Here is a 16,005-nt window from a genome sequence, read left to right as displayed (position 1 = left end):
GATGGTCAGGACAGGCGCGAGACCACGAAATCCGCCAAGTCCGCCAGGATGCGGCGCAGGGGCTGGTCGGGCGCGGCTTGCAGCGCCGCCTTGGCGCGGCCGGCCCAGGCGATGGCATCGGCGCGGGCGGCCTCCAGCGCCTCGCGGCGGCGCAGGATCTCCAGCGCAGTGGCCAGGTCGGCCTCGTCCTGCCGGCCCTGGCCGATGGTGCGTTCCCAGAAGGCGCGCTCGGCCTCGTCGGCGCGGGCGATGGCCTTGATCACCGGCAGAGTCAGCTTGCGCTCGCGGAAATCGTCGCCGACATTCTTGCCGATCGTGGTGGTCGAGCCGCCGTAATCCAAGAGGTCGTCGACGATCTGGAAGGCGATCCCCAGCGCATCGCCGTAATCGAACAGCGCCCGCTGCACCGCCGGGTCGGCGCCGGCCACCACCGCGCCTGCCTCGGTCGCGGCGGAAAACAGCGCCGCTGTCTTGCCGCGCACGATCTGGATATAGGTGTCCTCGGTGGTCGAGACGTCCTGCGCGGCGGTCAGCTGCAGCACCTCGCCCTCGGCGATGGTGGCGCTGGCATTGGCCAGGATGCGCATGACCTGCATGCTCTCCGTATCCGCCATCAGCTGGAAGCTGCGCGCGAACAGGTAATCGCCGACCAGCACGCTGGACTTGTTGTCCCACAGCAGGTTGGCCGTCGGCCGGCCGCGCCGCTGCCGGCTTTCGTCGACCACGTCGTCATGCAGAAGCGTTGCGGTATGGATGAACTCGACCGCCGCGGCCAGCAGCACATGGCTGTCGCCGCCATAGCCGCACAGCCGCGCGGCCGCCAGCACCAGCATCGGCCGCAGCCGCTTGCCGCCGGCCTCGACCAGATGCGCGGTCACTTCCGGAATGCGGGGGGCGTGGCGGCTGGCCATGCGTTCGCGGATCAGCGCATTGACCCGGCCCATATCCCCGGCCAGTTCCACGGAGAGCCGGTCGAGCGGCTTGGAGACGTTTTCGTTCATGCCCATCAGCGATCCCCTTTCGCTGCCAGCCATTGCCACGCCATGGACACATGCGCAACAGCCGCGTAACTTTGCTGTGTCATGAAAGAGCTTCTGCGCACCACCGATCCACTTCTCATCACCCGCGCCGCCGACCTGCTGGCGGCCGAGGGGATCCATGCCTTTCCGCTGGACCAGCACATGAGCGTGCTGGAAGGTTCGCTGGGCATCCTGCCGCGGCGGCTGATGGTGGCGGATCGCGACCTGTTCATGGCGCGCGCCATCCTGCGGGACAATCGCATCCATCATGACTGAACTGCGCGAGGACGGATTCCTCGGCGGCCGGCTGCGCATTGCCCAGCCCGCGCAGGGCTATCGCGCCGGGGCGGATGCGGTGATGCTGGCGGCGGCCTGCCCGGCGCGACCCGGCGACAGCGTGCTGGAACTGGGCTGCGGGGCAGGGGCGGCGCTGTTGTGCCTGGGCGCGCGGGTGCCGGGCCTGCGGCTGGCCGGGCTGGAACTCCAGCCGGCTTATGCCGAGCTGGCGCGACGCAATGCCGCGGCCAATGCCATTCCGGCCGAGCTGCATGAGGGCGACCTGGCCCGGATGCCTGCCGCCCTGCGCGGCCAAAGCTTCGACCATGTGATCGCCAACCCGCCCTATTTCACCGGCGGCCCGCCGGCGCCCGATGCCGGCCGCGGCCGCGCCCGGCACGAGGCCACGCCCCTGCCGCTGTGGATCGAGGCCGGGCTGCGCCGGTTGCGGCCGGGCGGCTGGCTGACGCTGATCCAGCGCAGCGAGCGGCTGGCCGAGATCCTGGCCGCGCTTTCGGCCGCGGCCGGGGCGATCACGATCCTGCCGGTCGCGGCGCGCGAGGGGCGCGAAGCGGGGCGGATCATCGTCGCCGCGCGCAAGGGCACGCGGGCGCCGCTGCGCCTGCTGTCGCCCTTTGTCATGCATGCAAAACCGTTACATTCGGCCGATGAAGAAGACCTGACCGGGGCCGCACAGGCGGTTTTGCGCGAGGGTGCGGCACTTTCGCTCGGCGGGCCGAATTTTCGGTGACAATGTGACGATTCTATGCTGCAATCCCTTGGTTCGATCAATCCAAGAGGAGGACGGAATGTCGGTTGAATCCCATGTGCAGGAGCTTCGCCGCAAACATCAGTCACTTTCGAACGCCATCGAGGCCGCGCATCGCAGCCCCGGCACGGATGACCTCACCATCGCCCGGATGAAGAAGGAAAAACTTCGCCTCAAGGAAGAGATCACGCGCCTGTCGCATTGACCTGCGGCGCGGGCGGGCCCGTGCCCGCCCGAAGGCCAGGACCATGGAATGAGAAACGGCCCGCGACATCTCGCGGGCCGTTGCCTGTCGGGGGAGCCGGCTCAGACGAAGAACTGGCCGCCATTGGCGCTGATGGTCGAGCCGGTGATGAAACCGGCATCCTCGGAAGCCAGGAAGACCACGCAGCGCGCGATTTCCTCGGGCTCGCCCAGGCGGCCGACCGGGATCTGGGGGATGATGCGCTCGTTCAGCACCTTCTCGTCGATGGCGCGGACCATCTCGGTGCCGATATAGCCGGGGCAGATCGCGTTCACGGTGATGCCGGCACGGGCGCCTTCCTGGGCCAGCGCCTTGGTAAAGCCCAGGTCGCCTGCCTTGGCCGCCGAATAGTTCGCCTGGCCGGCCTGGCCCTTCTGGCCGTTGATCGAGCTGATGTTGACGATACGGCCGTATTTGCGGTCGCGCATGCCCGACCAGACCGGATGGGTCATGTTGAACAGGCCCGTCAGGTTGGTGTCGATGACCTCTTTCCACTGCTGGGGGGTCATCTTGTGGAACATCGCGTCGCGGGTGATGCCGGCATTGTTGACCAGCACGGCGATGGGGCCAAGCTCCTCCTCCACCTGCTTGATGCCCGCCGCGCAGGCGTCGTAATCCGCCACCGACCATTTGTAGGTCTTGATGCCGGTTTCCTCGGTAAAGGCGCGGGCGGCATCGTCATTGCCGGCGTAATTCGCCGCGACCGTATAGCCGGCCTCCTTCAGCGCCTTCGAGATTGCCGCGCCGATGCCGCGCGACCCGCCGGTCACAAGGGCCACTTTTGCCATTTTTCGTCCCCCTTTGAAAATGGTCGTGAAATTGTGTTACCGAACTGGCACGGCGCGCGCAAGATAGTTGCGCGCGCCTTTTCGGGTCAGGGGCGCTCGAGGCACAGGGCGACGCCCATGCCGCCGCCGATGCACAGCGTGGCCAGGCCCTTTTTCGCGTCGCGGCGCTGCATTTCGAACAGCAGCGTGTTCAGGATGCGGCAGCCCGAGGCGCCGATGGGATGGCCGATGGCGATGGCGCCGCCGTTCACGTTCACGATCGAGGGATCCCAGCCCATGTCGCGGTTCACGGCGATGGCCTGGGCAGCGAAGGCCTCGTTCGCCTCGACCAGGTCCAGGTCGCCGACCGACCAGCCGGCCTTTTCCAGCGCCTTGCGGCTGGCGGGGATCGGGCCGGTGCCCATGATCTGCGGGTCCACACCGGCGGTCGCATAGGAGGCGATGCGGGCCAGCGGCGTCAGGCCGCGGCGAGCGGCCTCGTCCTCGGTCATGACCAGCACGGCGGCGGCGCCGTCGTTCAGGCCCGAGGCATTGCCGGCCGTCACCGTCCCCTCCTTGCTAAAGGCGGGGCGCAGCTTCTCCATTGCCTCCAGCGTGGCGCCGTGGCGGATGTATTCATCGGCATCGACCACCGTCTCGCCCTTGCGGGACTTGATGGTCACGGGCACGATCTCGTCGGCGAACTTGCCGGCCTTCTGCGCAGCCTCGGCCTTGTTCTGCGAGGCGACGGCGAACTGGTCCTGCTCGGCCCGCGAGATTTCCCATTTGCCGGCGACGTTTTCGGCCGTGGTGCCCATGTGGTAATCGTTGAAGGCGTCCCAGAGCCCGTCCTTGATCATGGTGTCGAGCATCTTCATGTCGCCCATCTTCTGCCCGGCGCGGATATAGGCGGCATGGGGTGCCAGCGACATGGATTCCTGGCCGCCGGCCACGACGATCCTGGCGTCGCCCAGCAGAACCTGCTGCGCCGCCAGCGCCACCGTACGCAGACCCGAGCCGCAGACCTGGTTGATGACCCAGGCCGCCGATTCCCGCGGGAAGCCGGCCTTGATATGCGCCTGGCGGGCGGGGTTCTGGCCCTGGGCGGCGGTCAGCACCTGGCCCAGGATGGTTTCGGACACTTCGGAAGGATCGATTCCGGCGCGCTCGACGACCGCTTTCAGGACGATGGCGCCAAGCTCATGCGCCGGCAGGTTCGCAAAGGATCCCAGAAAGCTGCCGACGGGGGTGCGGGCAGCGGAAACGATTACGGCTTTGGTCATGACGGGCTCCTTCCCAGATGGCCGAAAATATTCGGTTACAGGAAGACTGTTTGCCGTTTCGTTACCCGAGGTCAAGCGGACTTGATGCTGTGCTGCTGCCAATAGGCGGCATGGCCGCGAGGCTTGGGCGCCCGTTCGCGCAGGCCGGCAAGCCGCGTGGTCGTGACGCCTGCCAGGCCGATCCGCGCCGGCCGGCCGGTCGGTCGGGAAATCGTCCGCCATCGCTCTGGACCGCGGGCCAGGGCGCCGCCGGTCACCATGGCGGCGGCGGGCATTTCTACCGCAGGGTGAATCGGGTTCAGCTGCGCCGGGCGGCGGTGCTGGGCGATTTCCAGGGCGGCACGATGGTCGGGGCGCCGAAATAATAGCCCTGCAGGCAGTCTATGCCCATGTCGATCAGGAAGGCCGCGTCCTCGGCCGTCTCGACCGATTCCGCGACGGTGAACATGTCGAAATGCCGGGCAATGGATTGCAGTGCCCGCGCCAGCACCTGGTTGTCGCGCTGCGTGGCGATATCGCGGACGAACTGTCCGTCGATCTTGACCATGTCGAAGCAGAAATCCCGCAGGTAGCGGAACGAGGTATAGCCGGCGCCGAAATCGTCCAGCGCGAAGCTGACGCCCTGGGCCTGCAACTCCTGCATGAATTGTTCGACCAGCTCGGGCATGCCCATGGCCGAGCTTTCGGTGATCTCGAGGATCAGCCGCTCGGCGATGCTGACATCCCCGGCGATGCCCTTGCGCAGGGTGCGCAGCCAGGCCGGATAGCCGATGGAGCGCGCCGACATGTTGATCGAAAGCCTGAGCGAGGGCGCTTCGGCCAGGGATTTCAGCCCCAGCGACAGCGACAGGCAGTCGATCTGCCGTCCCAGTTCCGTGGTTTCGGCCAGCGGCAGGAAATCGCGCAGCGGCACGATGCGCCCGGTTTCATCGATGATTCGGATCAGCCCCTCGTGGAAGGCTGCGTGGTCGGTGCGATCCGCCTGCACCACCGGCTGATAGGCCAGGACGGCGTCGCCGCGCGAGACCGCCCGCCGCACCGTCGCCATTGTCACCCGCGCCTGCCGGTCCACGGCGAAATCCAGCGGAGAGCCCATTTCCAGTCGCGAATCGATTTTGTCGGTCATGCCAAGACTCCTGTCATCCACGGCACGCTGGCGATCATCTCCTAAGATCGCGTAAACTGAAGCCGCATTCTCGACTCGAGGTTAACGGATCCTTGCCCGACCTGTCCGAACGCTGCGCCTGGTGCGGCTCCGACCCGCTTTACGTCGCCTATCACGACCATGAATGGGGCGTGCCGGAATACGATTCCCGCGCGCTTTGGGAAAAGCTGGTGCTGGACGGTTTTCAGGCGGGGCTGAGCTGGATCACCATCCTGCGCAAGCGCGAGGCCTTCCGCGAGACCTTCGAGGGCTTCGACCCCGAGCGCGTCGCCGCCTGGGGCGAGCCGCAGATCACGCGCGCCCTGCAAAACCCCGGCATCATCCGCCATCGTGGCAAGATCGAGGCCGCCGTCCGGGGCGCCCGGCTGTTCCTGGAGATCGAGGCGGGCGAGGGGTTCTCGCCCTTCATCTGGTCCTTCGTCGGCGGTCGGCCGATCCAGAACCATTTCACCGCCATGAGCCAGGTTCCCGTCAAGACCGCGGAATCCGAGGCCATGGCCAAGGCATTGAAAAAGCGTGGCTTCAACTTCTGCGGGCCGGTGATCACTTATGCCTTCATGCAGGCCTGCGGGCTGGTCAACGACCACATGACCCATTGCCCGGCCCATGCCCGCGTCAAGGCGCTGTCGCCTGCCTGACCAGTTCCTTGGCCGCCTCCGAGGACCAGTCGGCGCCGCCGATCAACCGGGCGATCTCGTTGCCGTCGCGGTCGATCAGCACCGTCACCGGCATGCCCATCACCCCCATTTCGCGCGCAAGTTGCTGGCGCGGGTCCAGATGCACCGGCAGATGGGTGATGCCTTCCTCGTCCAGGAATTTCCTGACCGCGGGCGGCGGGTTGTGGCCGGCGGCAATGGCCAGGACCTCGAAATCCTCGCCGCCCATCTCGGCCTGAAGCGCGTCGAGCGAGGGCATTTCCTCGCGGCAGGGGGCGCACCAGGTGGCCCAGAAATTCAGCAGCACCACCTTGCCCCGCCAGTCGGCCAGGCTGTGCGTGCCGCCCTCGGGGTCGGTGAAGCCGGTTGCGGGCACCGGGGTCGGATCGGTGGGCGCCAGCTTGGCAAGCCCGCCGTCACGGGCGGCCTGCCAGTCGATTTCGCCGGCAAATGCCGGGCCGAAACCCGCATTTGCACCGATCAGCAGCGCCGTATAAAGAACCAGCCAACGCATTCCACCCCCCGAAGGACAAGTCATGACCGAGCAGCCCACCACCGCCAACCAGATGTGGGGCGGACGTTTCGCCGCAGGCCCGGACGCGATCATGGAGGCGATCAACGCCTCGATCGGCTTCGACCGGCGGCTCTATGCCCAGGACATCCGGGGCAGCCGCGCCCATGCCGCGATGCTTGCGGCACAAGGCATCATCAGCACTAGCGATGCCGAGGCGATCGGGGAAGGGCTGCTCACGGTCTTGTCAGAGATCGAGGCGGGCGACTTCCCCTTCTCGACCGCGCTGGAAGATATCCACATGAACGTGGAATCGCGGCTCAAGGAGATCATCGGCGAGCCGGCGGGGCGGCTGCACACGGCGCGGAGCCGCAACGACCAGGTGGCGACCGATTTCCGGCTCTGGGTGCGCGACCAATGCGATGCGGCCATCCAGGGGCTCGATGCGCTGATCCGCGTCGCCCTGTCGCAGGCCGAGCGGGGCGCGGATTGGGTCATGCCCGGCTTTACCCATCTGCAGACGGCGCAGCCGGTCACCTGGGGCCATCACATGATGGCCTATGTCGAGATGTTCGGCCGCGACCTGTCGCGTTTCCGGGACGCGCGCAAGCGCATGAACGAATCGCCCCTGGGCGCCGCCGCCCTGGCCGGCACCGGCTTTCCCATCGACCGCGAGGCGACGGCGCGCGCGCTTGGCTTCGACCGGCCGATGGCCAACAGCCTGGACGCGGTCAGCGACCGGGATTTCGCGCTGGAGTTCCTGTCCTCGGCCGCGATCTGCGCCGTCCACCTGTCGCGGCTGGCCGAGGAGCTGGTGATCTGGTCCTCGGCGCAGTTCCGTTTCGTCACCATGTCGGACCGCTTCTCGACCGGCTCGTCGATCATGCCGCAGAAGAAGAACCCCGACGCGGCCGAGCTGATCCGGGCCAAGATCGGCCGCATCCTTGGGGCGGCCGTGGCGCTGTTCGTGGTGATGAAGGGCCTGCCCTTGGCCTATTCCAAGGACATGCAGGAGGACAAGGAGCAGGTCTTCGATGCCGCGGACAACCTGATGCTGGCCTTGGCGGCGATGACCGGGATGCTGTCGGACCTGACGGCGAACCGCGAGCGGCTGGAGGCGGCGGCGGGCTCGGGCTTTTCCACCGCGACCGACCTGGCCGACTGGCTGGTGCGCGAGGCCGGGCTGCCCTTCCGCGACGCCCATCACGCGACCGGCGCGCTGGTCGCCATGGCCGAGCAGGCCGGCATCGACCTGCCGGAGCTGACGCTTGAGCAGATGCAATCGGTCAACCCCGCGATCACCGCGGATGTCTATAACGTGCTGGGCGTGCATAACTCGGTCGCCTCGCGCATGTCCTATGGCGGCACCGCACCCCGGCAGGTGCGCGCCCAGATCGCCCGCTGGAAAGAGAAACTGGAGGAGAAATCCGCATGACGCAGCATCTGCTTTTGGCCGCTTTCGCGCTGATCCTGGCAAGCCTGGCCGCTTGCGGCGTCGACGGCGCCCCGACCCGTCCCGAGCCCGCCCGCGAAACCGTGCCGGAACCCGGCGTGCATATCAGCGGAGAGGCGCGTTTCGGTGTCGTCACGCAGCTCTGAGCTGACGCCGCTGCGGCTGGCCTGGGCCGCGCTTGCGCTGGCCGGCCTGGTGGCGGCGCTGTGGCGGGGCGAGGCGTCGTGGCAGGGCGCGGGCGGGTCCGAGCTGGTGGCACACGCAACGCTGGCGCTGTGGTGCCTGGTCGAGACCATGCAGCGCCGCAACTGGGCGGCGCTGCTGACGCTGCCGGCGCTGGCGCTGGGGATCGGCTTTGCGCTGCCGCTTTATCTGTTCATCCGCTCTCGCAGGATCACCTGATGGATCACTTCAACTATGTCGATGGCTGGCTGCATGCCGAGGAGGTGCCGCTGGCCCGCATCGCGGCCGAGGTCGGCACCCCGGTCTATGTCTATTCCACTGCGACGCTGACCCGGCATTTCAAGCTGTTCCAGCAGGCGCTGGATTGGACCGACCACCTGGTCTGCTTTGCGGTCAAGGCGAATTCGAACATCGCCGTGCTGAAGCTTCTGGGCGACCTGGGCGCGGGCATGGACATCGTCTCGGCCGGGGAATATGCGCGGGCCAGGGCGGCAGGTGTGCCGGGCGAGCGAATCGTGTTCTCCGGCGTCGGCAAGCTTGAATCCGAGATGCGCATGGCGCTGGAAGGCGGCGTCCGCCAGTTCAACGTCGAATCCGAGCCGGAGCTGGAATTGCTGTCGCGCGTCGCCACCTCGATGGGCGTCGAGGCGCCGATCGCCGTGCGGGTGAACCCGGACGTGGATGCCAGGACGCATGAGAAGATCGCCACCGGCAAGTCGGAAAACAAGTTCGGCATCCCCATCGCGCGGGCGCGCGAGGTCTATGCCCATGCCGCGCGCCTGCCCGGCATCCGGGTGGTCGGCATCGACATGCATATCGGCAGCCAGCTGACCGACCTGGAGCCCTATCGCCAGGCCTATGCCAAGATGGCCGAGCTGACCCGCGCGCTGCGCGCCGACGGCCATGCCATCACCCGGCTCGACATGGGCGGCGGCCTGGGCATCCCTTACCGGCGCGACAACAACGCGCCGCCCCTGCCGATCGAATACGGCCAGGTGATCCGCGACGCCGTGGGCGACCTGGGCTGCGAGATCGAGATCGAACCGGGGCGCAACATCGCCGGCAATGCGGGCATCCTGCTGGCCTCGGTGATCTACCTGAAACAGGGCGAGGGGCGGGATTTCCTGATCCTCGACGCCGCCATGAACGACCTGATCCGGCCGGCGATGTATTCGGCCCATCACGACATCGTCCCGGTGCGCGAGCCGGCGCCGGGGGCGGAGGCCGCGCCCCATGACGTGGTCGGCCCGGTCTGCGAGACCGGCGACACCTTCCAGAAGGCGGTCGATCTGCCGGTGCTGGGGCCCGGCGACCTGGTGGCGCTGCGCTCGGCCGGGGCCTATGGGGCGGTGATGGCCTCGGAATACAATTCGCGGCCCTTGGTGCCCGAGGTCCTGGTCAGCGGCGATCAATTCGCCGTCATCCGGGCGCGACCGACGCTTGAGGAAATGCTGGGACGCGATACCATCCCGGAATGGCTTTAGGTATCGCTTCCTGCTGCGTGGTCGCCGGGGGTTTCACACCCCCGGACCCCCGTGGGATATTTGCCCAAGAAAGAAGCGGCCATGGCTGAACCGCGCCGCATCGGATGGGCGGTCGGACTGACCCGTGCCGGCATGTGGTGGGAGGCGCTGGCCGCGGCCTTCTGGCCCCTGGGCGTATTGCTGGCGCTGGTCCTGGCGGCGTTGGCCTTTGGCGCGGCCGAGCTTTTCTCCTCGCAGGCGCTGATGGGGCTGATGGGCCTGGTGGCCCTGGTCGCCGTGCTGGCTTTCGGCCGGGGGCTGCGGCGCTTTCGTCGACCCTCGGCCCTGGCGGCGCGGGTGCGGGTCGACCTGACCCTGCCGGGGCGGCCGCTATCGGCCCTGCGCGACCGCCTGGCCCTGGGGGCCGGGGACGAGGGTGCGGATGCGTTGTGGCGCGCGCATCTGGCGCGGATGCAGATGGCGGCGGCGGCGGCGCGCCCCGTGCCGCCCGATGCACGGCTGCGCTGGCGCGATCCGGCCGCCCTGCGGCTGGCCAGCGTGGTGGCGCTGGTCATGGCGCTGGTCTTTGCGCCGGCGGGGCAGCTGGGGCAGGGCCTTGCCGCCCTGGGCGCGACCTTCCGGCCCCTGCCCGAGGCGCGGCCTGGCGCCGAGGCCGGCCCGTCATGGGAGGGCTGGGCCGAGCCCCCCACCTATACCCGACGCCCGACGCTGTATCTGAACGCCCTGCCCGAGGGGCAGGGGCTGGAACTGCCCAAGGGCTCGAAGCTGAGCTTCCGGCTTTACGGCGAGGGCGCCGAGATCGCGCAGGACATCGGCGCGGCGGTGCCGGGCGGCGAGCCTGCCACGCCGGAGTTCATGGCCGAGCGCGACGGGATGATCGAGGTCGCCGGGCGGCGCTTCGACGTGACGGTGCTGCCCGATGCGGTGCCGGTCGTGGCGCCCGGCAAGGCGCCCGAGCGGCGTGCCGACGGTCGGCTGGTGCAGGAATTCACCGCCAGCGACGACAACGGCATCGCGGCGGGCCAGGCGGTCATCGTGCTGGACCTGGATGCGGTGGACCGCCGCTTTGGCCTGGCCCCGGAGCCCGAGCCGCGCGAGGCGGTGGAACTGGTGCTGCCGCTGCCCGCGACCGGCAGCCGCAAGCAGATCCGCGGCCGGCTGGTGGGCGACCTGGCGCGCCACCCCTGGGCCAATCTGCCGGTGACGGTTTCGCTGAAGGTCGAGGACGGGATCGAGCAGCAGGGCGTCTCGGCCCCCATGCGCATGGTCCTGCCGGGGCGGCGCTTCTTCGATCCGCTGGCGGCGGCGCTGATCGAGGTGCGGCGCGACCTGCTGTGGTCGCGCGACAATGCCGCCCGCAGCGCCCAGATCCTGCGCGCGGCGAGCTGGCAGCCCGAGGGTTTCATGGAGGAGGAGCTTTATCGCGGTCTGCGCGGCGCCATCGGCACGCTGGAATCCGGCAACCTGGGCGAGGAGGCGCGCAACAAGCTGGCGCAGCAGCTGTGGGATGCCGCCGTGGCGCTGGAGGATGGCGGGCTGGCCGATGCGCTGGAACGGATGAGCCAGGCGCAGGAGCGGCTGAGCGAGGCGATCCGCAACGGCGCCAGCCCCGACGAGATCCAGCGCCTGATGGACGAGTTGAAGCAGGCCACAGACGATTACCTGGACATGCTGGCCCAGCAGCAGGGCGAGGATCCGGCCGAGCGCTTCGACCGCTCGGCCCGGGACCGCCGGCAGATCACCGGCGACCAGATCCAGCAGATGATGGACGAGATCCAGCGCCTGATGAACGAGGGCCGCATGGCCGAGGCCCAGGAATTGCTGGAGCAGTTCAACCGCATGATGCAGAACATGCGGGTGACGCAATCCGAAGGCGGCGAGGGCGGCCGCCAGCGGCCGATGAACAGGCTGGCCGAGACCCTGCGCGACCAGCAGAAGCTGGCCGACGAGGCCATGCGCCAGATGCAGGATCGGTTCGGCCAATGGCAGCCGGGCGAGGAGGAGGGGCAGGGCAGCCAGGACAACCAGCAGCTTGCCGACCGCCAGCGCGAATTGCGCGAGGATCTGGGCCGCCAGCGCGGTCTGCTGCCCGGCCGCGGCACCCCGCAGGGCGAGGAGGCGCGGCGCCAGTTGGACGAGGCCGGCCGCGCCATGGAGGATGCCGAACAGGCGCTGCGCGAGGGCGATGCGGCCGGCGCGATGGAGCGCCAGGCCCAGGCGATCCAGTCCATGCGCGAGGGAATGCGGGCGCTTGGCGACATGATGGCGCAGGACCGGCAGCAGGGCCAGGACGGCCAGCCGCAGCAAGGCGGGCAGCAGGACGGCCCCGAAGGGCCCTCGGGCGATCCGCGCGGGCGGCGCGGGCTGGCGCAGCCCTATGACCGCCAGCCGCAGACCGATCCGCTGGGACGGGCGCTGTCGGGCGACGGCGGCTCGATCACTTCGGGCGATCCCCTGGCCGAGGGGGGGATCCCTCGCGCAAGGCCCGCGAATTGCAGGACGAGATCCGGCGGCGCAGCGGCGAACGCGAACGGCCGCGCGACGAGCGCGACTACCTGGGGCGGCTGCTGGAGAATTTCTGAAGACGCGCTGCCGGCCCTTGCGGCGGGGCCGTTCGGTTCGGCGAAGCCCCTATCGATCCAGGAGGCGGTCGTGGAGCCAGAGCCGGGCCTGGTCGACCTGCTGGCGCCAGTCGGCGAGCCAGCCGCCGCCTTCCTCGGCCGGGATCTGGGGAGCCAGCACATAGAGGATCACCGCCCCCAGCGCCAGCATCGCGGCAAGGCCGAAGCCCATGCCATAGCCGCCGCGCTGTCGGCGCACCGGCACCAGGGCGGGGACCGGCGCCTCGCGCGGGACGGTCGCCGCGGCGGTCGCTGGCGGCGTAGCCGCGGCCGGGATTTCCGGCAAGGCCGGACGGATCAGCGGCGCGACGGCCGGGGGCGGCTCCTCGGCCGTGATGGCCGCGTCGGGCCGTGGCGGGCCGGTGCGGGTCAGGGTCGCGGCCAGTTCCTCGGCATCGGGCAGGGCGGGGGCGACCGGCTCGGGCCGGTCCGGGGACGCGGGCCTGGCGGCAGGGGCTTCCGCGGCCGGGCTTTCCTGCTGGGGCACAGGCGGCATTTGCGGGTTGGCGGGGGCCTCCTTGCCGGCGACGGGTTCGGCAGGCGCCGCGGCGCTGCCGGTTTCGGTCACGGTGACGGCAGGCCAGTCGATCGGTGGCTCGGCCTTGGCGCGGCGTTCGCCTGCGGCAGGCTGTGCCGCGTCCTGTGCCGCCTCCTGTGCCGCTGCCGGGGTCGTCGCGGGAATGTGATCGGGGCTGGATTTTCGTGCCGGCGCCTCGCGGGCGCGCAACTCGCGCGCAGCTTCCTCGCGCAGGATGGCCAGCACCGATTCGTCCAGCGGCCGGTTCAGGACCGGGCGCGCCTGCGGGTCATAGGCGCCAGGGGCGGCGGCAGCGGCGGCAGCAGGGGCGGGCGGCGCGGATTTTCCCGCGCCGGGCTGGCGCCAGACATGGCCGCAGGCCGAGCATTCGACCTCGCGCCCCGAGGCGGGAATGGCGGATTCCGCGATCTCGTACTGGGCAGCGCAGCGGGGGCAGGTCAGGCGCATGGGCTGGTCTTTCGGCTCCGGTAGGGGGATGGTTTCGATCATGCGGGCGTCTCGCATTCGCCGCACGACTGTTCTATCAAGCCACGAACCGCGCGCCAAGCAGCCCGCTCGGAAAGGGACCACCAGTGATCGAGATGCAGAACCTGTCCTTCGGCTACAGCGGCAACGATCCGCTGCTTGCCGACATGTCGCTGACGCTTCAGCCGGGTTCCTTCCATTTCCTGACCGGTCCCTCGGGCGCGGGCAAGACCACCTTCCTGCGGCTGTGCTATGCCGACCTGCTGCCCAGCGGCGGGCGGATGACGGCCTTCGGCCAGGACGTGCAGGCGCTGTCGCGCGACGGCATCGCCGGGCTGCGGCGGCGGGTGGGCGTGGTGCATCAGGACACGCAGTTCCTGGACCACCTGCCTGTCGCGGAAAACATCGCCCTGCCGCTGCTGGTCTCGGGCGAGCAGGTGGACATGGGCGCCCTGGGCGAATTGCTGGCCTGGGTGCAGCTGTCGGGCCATGCCCGCGCCATGCCGCCGGAACTGTCGGGGGGCGAGCGGCAGCGCGCCGCGCTGGCCCGCGCCGTCATCATGTCGCCCGACCTGATCCTGGCGGACGAGCCGACGGGGAACCTGGACTGGGACATGTCGATGCGGCTCTTGCAATTGCTGATCGAACTGAACCGTTCTGGCAAGGCGGTGCTGATCGCCACCCATGACCTGAACCTGATCCGTGCCGCCAAGCAGCAGGTGCAGGCGCGGGTGCTGCGCATCGCGGGCAAGAGGCTGCAACTGGCGGGGGCGGACCTGTGAAGAAAGCCGATCTGAAATCGCTGGACCTGGCAACGCTGTGGCGGGGGCTGACCCGGCCCGACCCGGCGGGAACGGACCGCGTGGTGCCGCCGACCGGCTTCACCGCGCAGCTGACGGTGTTCTCGGCTGGCGCCATGGCCTTCCTGGCGGTCTTTGCCCTGGCGCTGGCGCTGGCCACCGGCCGGCTGGCCGAACGCTGGTCGACCGAGCTGGCCCAGACCGTGACCGTGCGCATCTCGGCCCCCGAGGACCAGATCGACGAGCAGACCGTGACGGTGATGGAGGCGTTGAAGACCACCCCCGGCATCGCCGAGGCGCGGCTCTTGCCCGATGACGAGGTGGAAAGGCTGCTCGAGCCCTGGTTCGGTCCCGATGTCCCGGTCGAGGCCCTGCCGGTGCCGCGCCTGATCGAGATCGCCCAGGCCGCCGAGGGTTTCGATGCCGAGGCGCTGCGCCTGCGGCTGGAGGGCGAGGCGCCGGGCGCGGTGCTGGACGACCATACCCGCTGGCGCCAGCCGCTGGTCTCGGCGGCGAACCGGCTGCGGGTGCTGGGGCTTGTCTCGCTGCTGCTGATCGCTGCCGCCTCGGGGGCGATGATCACGCTGGCCGCGAAGGCGGCGCTGGCGGCAAACGGGCAGGTGATCCGGGTGCTGCGCCTGATCGGGGCGCGCGACATCACCATCGCCACCGCCTTCGTGCGCCGCTTTACCCGCCGCGCCGCCATGGGTGCGGCCGGGGGCACGGTGCTGGGCATGGCGGCGATCTGGGCGCTGCCCTCGATGGACCAGGCGGGCAGTTTCCTGACCGGGCTGGGGTTTCAGGGCTGGGGCTGGCTCTGGCCCCTGCTGATCCCGCCCGCCGCCGCCGCCATCGGATTCGTCGCGACCCGCTGGGCGGCGCTGAAGATGCTGCGCGAGGTGCGCTGATGAGCGCCTATCACCCGCGTCGGGCCTCGATCCTCGACTGGCCGCGCACGGTGCTTTATTACCTTTATGCGGTTCTGGTGACGCTGGTTCTGGGGCTGTGGGGCCTGCCGCAGGTGCTGGTCCATCCCGAGCGCGCGCATCGCGTGGCCAGCCTGTGGCTGGACCAGATGCTGGGCGCGGCGCGGCTGCTCCTGGGGGTGCGTATCGAATATCGCGGCACGCCGCCCGCGGGAGAATGCATCGTGGCCTCGAAGCACCAGAGCTTTCTCGACATCCTCGCGCTGGCCCGCGCCTGCCCGCGCCGCGCCTTCGTGATGAAGCGCGAGGTGCTGCGGGTGCCGGTCATGGGCTGGTTCGCGCGCAAGGTCGGCTGCATCCCCATCGACCGCGCGCGCGGCAAGGAGGCGATGAAGCAGATCATCGCCGGCATCGAGGCTGCCCGCGCCCGCCCCGAGGGTCTGGGCCAGCTTATCATCTATCCCGAGGGCACCCGCACCCGGCCGGGGCAGAAACTGCCCTACAAGCACGGCGCCGGCACGATTCAGCGCGCGACCGGCCTCTCCATCCGTCCCGTTGCGGTGAATTGCGGCCTGTTCTGGCCCAAGCGCGGCATCCCGATCCGCGGCGGCATCGCGGTGATCGAGTTCCTGCCGCCGATCCCGGCCGGCCCGCGCTCGAGCGCGGTGATGGAGCTTCTGGAGGCGCGGATCGAGGCCGCCAGCGACCGGCTGCTGGCCGAAGCGGGCGGCCTGCCGCCGGCCTGACGGTTGACGCAAGGTCAGGGGCGTTTTCGCCATTGCGCCCGCCCGTGGTTGCGGTCCACCCTGCCCGGCGGATTTGCGGGCCTTCGGGCCAGAACAGGG

The 16,005-nt window shown here is 69.4% G+C and carries 17 protein-coding genes and 1 pseudogene; 12 read left to right on the top strand and 6 right to left on the bottom strand.

What is annotated here, in order from left to right; translation table 11 throughout:
* Positions 1-5: 5 nt before the first annotated feature.
* Positions 6-1,007 carry a polyprenyl synthetase family protein gene (locus ESD82_RS17330; RefSeq protein ID WP_024845044.1) on the bottom strand — a complete coding sequence of 334 codons (1,002 nt, stop codon included), beginning with the start codon at positions 1,005-1,007 and terminating at the stop codon, positions 6-8.
* 75 nt (positions 1,008-1,082) lie between these two features.
* On the opposite strand from ESD82_RS17330, the gene ESD82_RS17325 reads away from it, so the two are divergent.
* The 3 genes from ESD82_RS17325 to ESD82_RS17315 are packed head-to-tail and all read left to right on the top strand — an operon-like array spanning position 1,083 to position 2,269.
* Positions 1,083-1,295, top strand: coding sequence for a putative signal transducing protein (locus ESD82_RS17325; protein WP_024845043.1), 213 nt, complete (start codon positions 1,083-1,085; stop codon positions 1,293-1,295).
* On the top strand, positions 1,288-2,046 hold the full coding sequence (locus ESD82_RS17320) for a tRNA1(Val) (adenine(37)-N6)-methyltransferase (protein ID WP_147427736.1): 759 nt from the start codon (positions 1,288-1,290) through the stop codon (positions 2,044-2,046). The genes ESD82_RS17325 and ESD82_RS17320 overlap by 8 nt, the downstream gene beginning before the upstream one ends.
* A 58-nt stretch (positions 2,047-2,104) precedes the next feature.
* Positions 2,105-2,269 (top strand): YdcH family protein, encoded by a 165-nt coding sequence (locus ESD82_RS17315; protein WP_072461905.1) that lies wholly within the window; start codon positions 2,105-2,107, stop codon positions 2,267-2,269.
* A gap of 101 nt (positions 2,270-2,370) precedes the next feature.
* Here ESD82_RS17315 and phbB read toward each other — a convergent pair whose 3' ends face one another.
* The 3 genes from phbB to ESD82_RS17300 form a co-directional block, all read right to left on the bottom strand.
* Positions 2,371-3,096, bottom strand: a complete 726-nt coding sequence (phbB, locus tag ESD82_RS17310) for a beta-ketoacyl-ACP reductase (protein ID WP_024845041.1) — start codon at positions 3,094-3,096, stop codon at positions 2,371-2,373.
* 86 nt (positions 3,097-3,182) lie between these two features.
* Positions 3,183-4,358, bottom strand: a complete 1,176-nt coding sequence (locus tag ESD82_RS17305; RefSeq protein WP_024845040.1) for an acetyl-CoA C-acetyltransferase — start codon at positions 4,356-4,358, stop codon at positions 3,183-3,185.
* A gap of 298 nt (positions 4,359-4,656) precedes the next feature.
* Entirely contained in the window at positions 4,657-5,484 is an 828-nt protein-coding gene (locus ESD82_RS17300; RefSeq protein ID WP_024845038.1) for an EAL domain-containing protein, read from the bottom strand.
* A 92-nt stretch (positions 5,485-5,576) separates the two neighbouring features.
* Here ESD82_RS17300 and ESD82_RS17295 point away from each other — a divergent pair, with 92 nt between their 5' ends.
* Positions 5,577-6,161 (top strand): DNA-3-methyladenine glycosylase I, encoded by a 585-nt coding sequence (locus ESD82_RS17295; protein WP_147427737.1) that lies wholly within the window; start codon positions 5,577-5,579, stop codon positions 6,159-6,161.
* Here the strand turns inward: ESD82_RS17295 and ESD82_RS17290 are convergent.
* Complete coding sequence (locus tag ESD82_RS17290; RefSeq protein ID WP_024845036.1) at positions 6,139-6,693, bottom strand: TlpA disulfide reductase family protein; 555 nt, start codon at positions 6,691-6,693, stop codon at positions 6,139-6,141. The genes ESD82_RS17295 and ESD82_RS17290 overlap by 23 nt on opposite strands.
* Before the next feature lie 22 nt (positions 6,694-6,715).
* Between ESD82_RS17290 and argH the strand changes: the two genes are divergently transcribed.
* The 5 genes and pseudogenes from argH to ESD82_RS17270 all read left to right on the top strand — a co-directional run.
* Positions 6,716-8,125, top strand: a complete 1,410-nt coding sequence (gene argH, locus ESD82_RS17285) for an argininosuccinate lyase (protein ID WP_024845035.1) — start codon at positions 6,716-6,718, stop codon at positions 8,123-8,125.
* Entirely contained in the window at positions 8,122-8,289 is a 168-nt protein-coding gene (locus tag ESD82_RS21860) for a hypothetical protein (RefSeq protein WP_024845034.1), read from the top strand. The genes argH and ESD82_RS21860 overlap by 4 nt, the downstream gene beginning before the upstream one ends.
* On the top strand, positions 8,270-8,545 hold the full coding sequence (locus tag ESD82_RS17280) for a DUF2834 domain-containing protein (protein ID WP_147427738.1): 276 nt from the start codon (positions 8,270-8,272) through the stop codon (positions 8,543-8,545). The genes ESD82_RS21860 and ESD82_RS17280 overlap by 20 nt, the downstream gene beginning before the upstream one ends.
* On the top strand, positions 8,545-9,810 hold the full coding sequence (lysA, locus tag ESD82_RS17275; RefSeq protein WP_147427739.1) for a diaminopimelate decarboxylase: 1,266 nt from the start codon (positions 8,545-8,547) through the stop codon (positions 9,808-9,810). Before ESD82_RS17280 ends, lysA begins: the two co-directional genes overlap by 1 nt.
* Positions 9,811-9,891: 81 nt before the next feature.
* Positions 9,892-12,225: pseudogene (locus ESD82_RS17270) on the top strand (DUF4175 domain-containing protein); the annotation flags it as partial.
* Between the two features lie 216 nt (positions 12,226-12,441).
* Here the strand turns inward: ESD82_RS17270 and ESD82_RS17265 are convergent.
* Positions 12,442-13,416 carry a zinc-ribbon domain-containing protein gene (locus ESD82_RS17265; protein ID WP_167521783.1) on the bottom strand — a complete coding sequence of 325 codons (975 nt, stop codon included), beginning with the start codon at positions 13,414-13,416 and terminating at the stop codon, positions 12,442-12,444.
* Positions 13,417-13,541: 125 nt separating this feature from the next.
* Here ESD82_RS17265 and ESD82_RS17260 point away from each other — a divergent pair, with 125 nt between their 5' ends.
* The 3 genes from ESD82_RS17260 to ESD82_RS17250 are packed head-to-tail and all read left to right on the top strand — an operon-like array spanning position 13,542 to position 15,906.
* A complete protein-coding gene (locus ESD82_RS17260; protein WP_024845029.1) occupies positions 13,542-14,216 on the top strand; it encodes a cell division ATP-binding protein FtsE in 675 nt (224 codons plus the stop codon).
* A complete protein-coding gene (locus tag ESD82_RS17255; protein ID WP_036747884.1) occupies positions 14,213-15,142 on the top strand; it encodes a cell division protein FtsX in 930 nt (309 codons plus the stop codon). Before ESD82_RS17260 ends, ESD82_RS17255 begins: the two co-directional genes overlap by 4 nt.
* Positions 15,142-15,906: a lysophospholipid acyltransferase family protein gene (locus ESD82_RS17250; protein ID WP_024845027.1), complete on the top strand. Its 765-nt coding sequence runs from the start codon at positions 15,142-15,144 to the stop codon at positions 15,904-15,906. The genes ESD82_RS17255 and ESD82_RS17250 overlap by 1 nt, the downstream gene beginning before the upstream one ends.
* Positions 15,907-16,005 lie beyond the last annotated feature (99 nt).

The sequence above is a fragment of the Paracoccus pantotrophus genome (assembly GCF_008824185.1).
GTDB classification, from domain to species: domain Bacteria; phylum Pseudomonadota; class Alphaproteobacteria; order Rhodobacterales; family Rhodobacteraceae; genus Paracoccus; species Paracoccus pantotrophus.
Note: the sequence above shows the minus strand (reverse complement) of the source record. Positions and strands in the feature narration are given on the sequence as shown.

Bases quoted from the DNA above. Each gene is read 5' to 3' on its own strand.
- ESD82_RS17315 (WP_072461905.1), top strand. From the start codon at position 2,105: ATGTCGGTTGAATCCCATGTGCAGGAGCTTCGCCGCAAACATCAGTCA.
- ESD82_RS17300 (WP_024845038.1), bottom strand. From the start codon at position 5,484: ATGACCGACAAAATCGATTCGCGACTGGAAATGGGCTCTCCGCTGGAT.
- lysA (WP_147427739.1), top strand. From the start codon at position 8,545: ATGGATCACTTCAACTATGTCGATGGCTGGCTGCATGCCGAGGAGGTG.
- ESD82_RS17325 (WP_024845043.1), top strand. From the start codon at position 1,083: ATGAAAGAGCTTCTGCGCACCACCGATCCACTTCTCATCACCCGCGCC.
- ESD82_RS17320 (WP_147427736.1), top strand. From the start codon at position 1,288: ATGACTGAACTGCGCGAGGACGGATTCCTCGGCGGCCGGCTGCGCATT.
- ESD82_RS17265 (WP_167521783.1), bottom strand. From the start codon at position 13,416: ATGCGCCTGACCTGCCCCCGCTGCGCTGCCCAGTACGAGATCGCGGAA.
- argH (WP_024845035.1), top strand. From the start codon at position 6,716: ATGACCGAGCAGCCCACCACCGCCAACCAGATGTGGGGCGGACGTTTC.
- phbB (WP_024845041.1), bottom strand. From the start codon at position 3,096: ATGGCAAAAGTGGCCCTTGTGACCGGCGGGTCGCGCGGCATCGGCGCG.
- ESD82_RS21860 (WP_024845034.1), top strand. From the start codon at position 8,122: ATGACGCAGCATCTGCTTTTGGCCGCTTTCGCGCTGATCCTGGCAAGC.
- ESD82_RS17290 (WP_024845036.1), bottom strand. From the start codon at position 6,693: ATGCGTTGGCTGGTTCTTTATACGGCGCTGCTGATCGGTGCAAATGCG.
- ESD82_RS17250 (WP_024845027.1), top strand. From the start codon at position 15,142: ATGAGCGCCTATCACCCGCGTCGGGCCTCGATCCTCGACTGGCCGCGC.
- ESD82_RS17330 (WP_024845044.1), bottom strand. From the start codon at position 1,007: ATGGGCATGAACGAAAACGTCTCCAAGCCGCTCGACCGGCTCTCCGTG.
- ESD82_RS17305 (WP_024845040.1), bottom strand. From the start codon at position 4,358: ATGACCAAAGCCGTAATCGTTTCCGCTGCCCGCACCCCCGTCGGCAGC.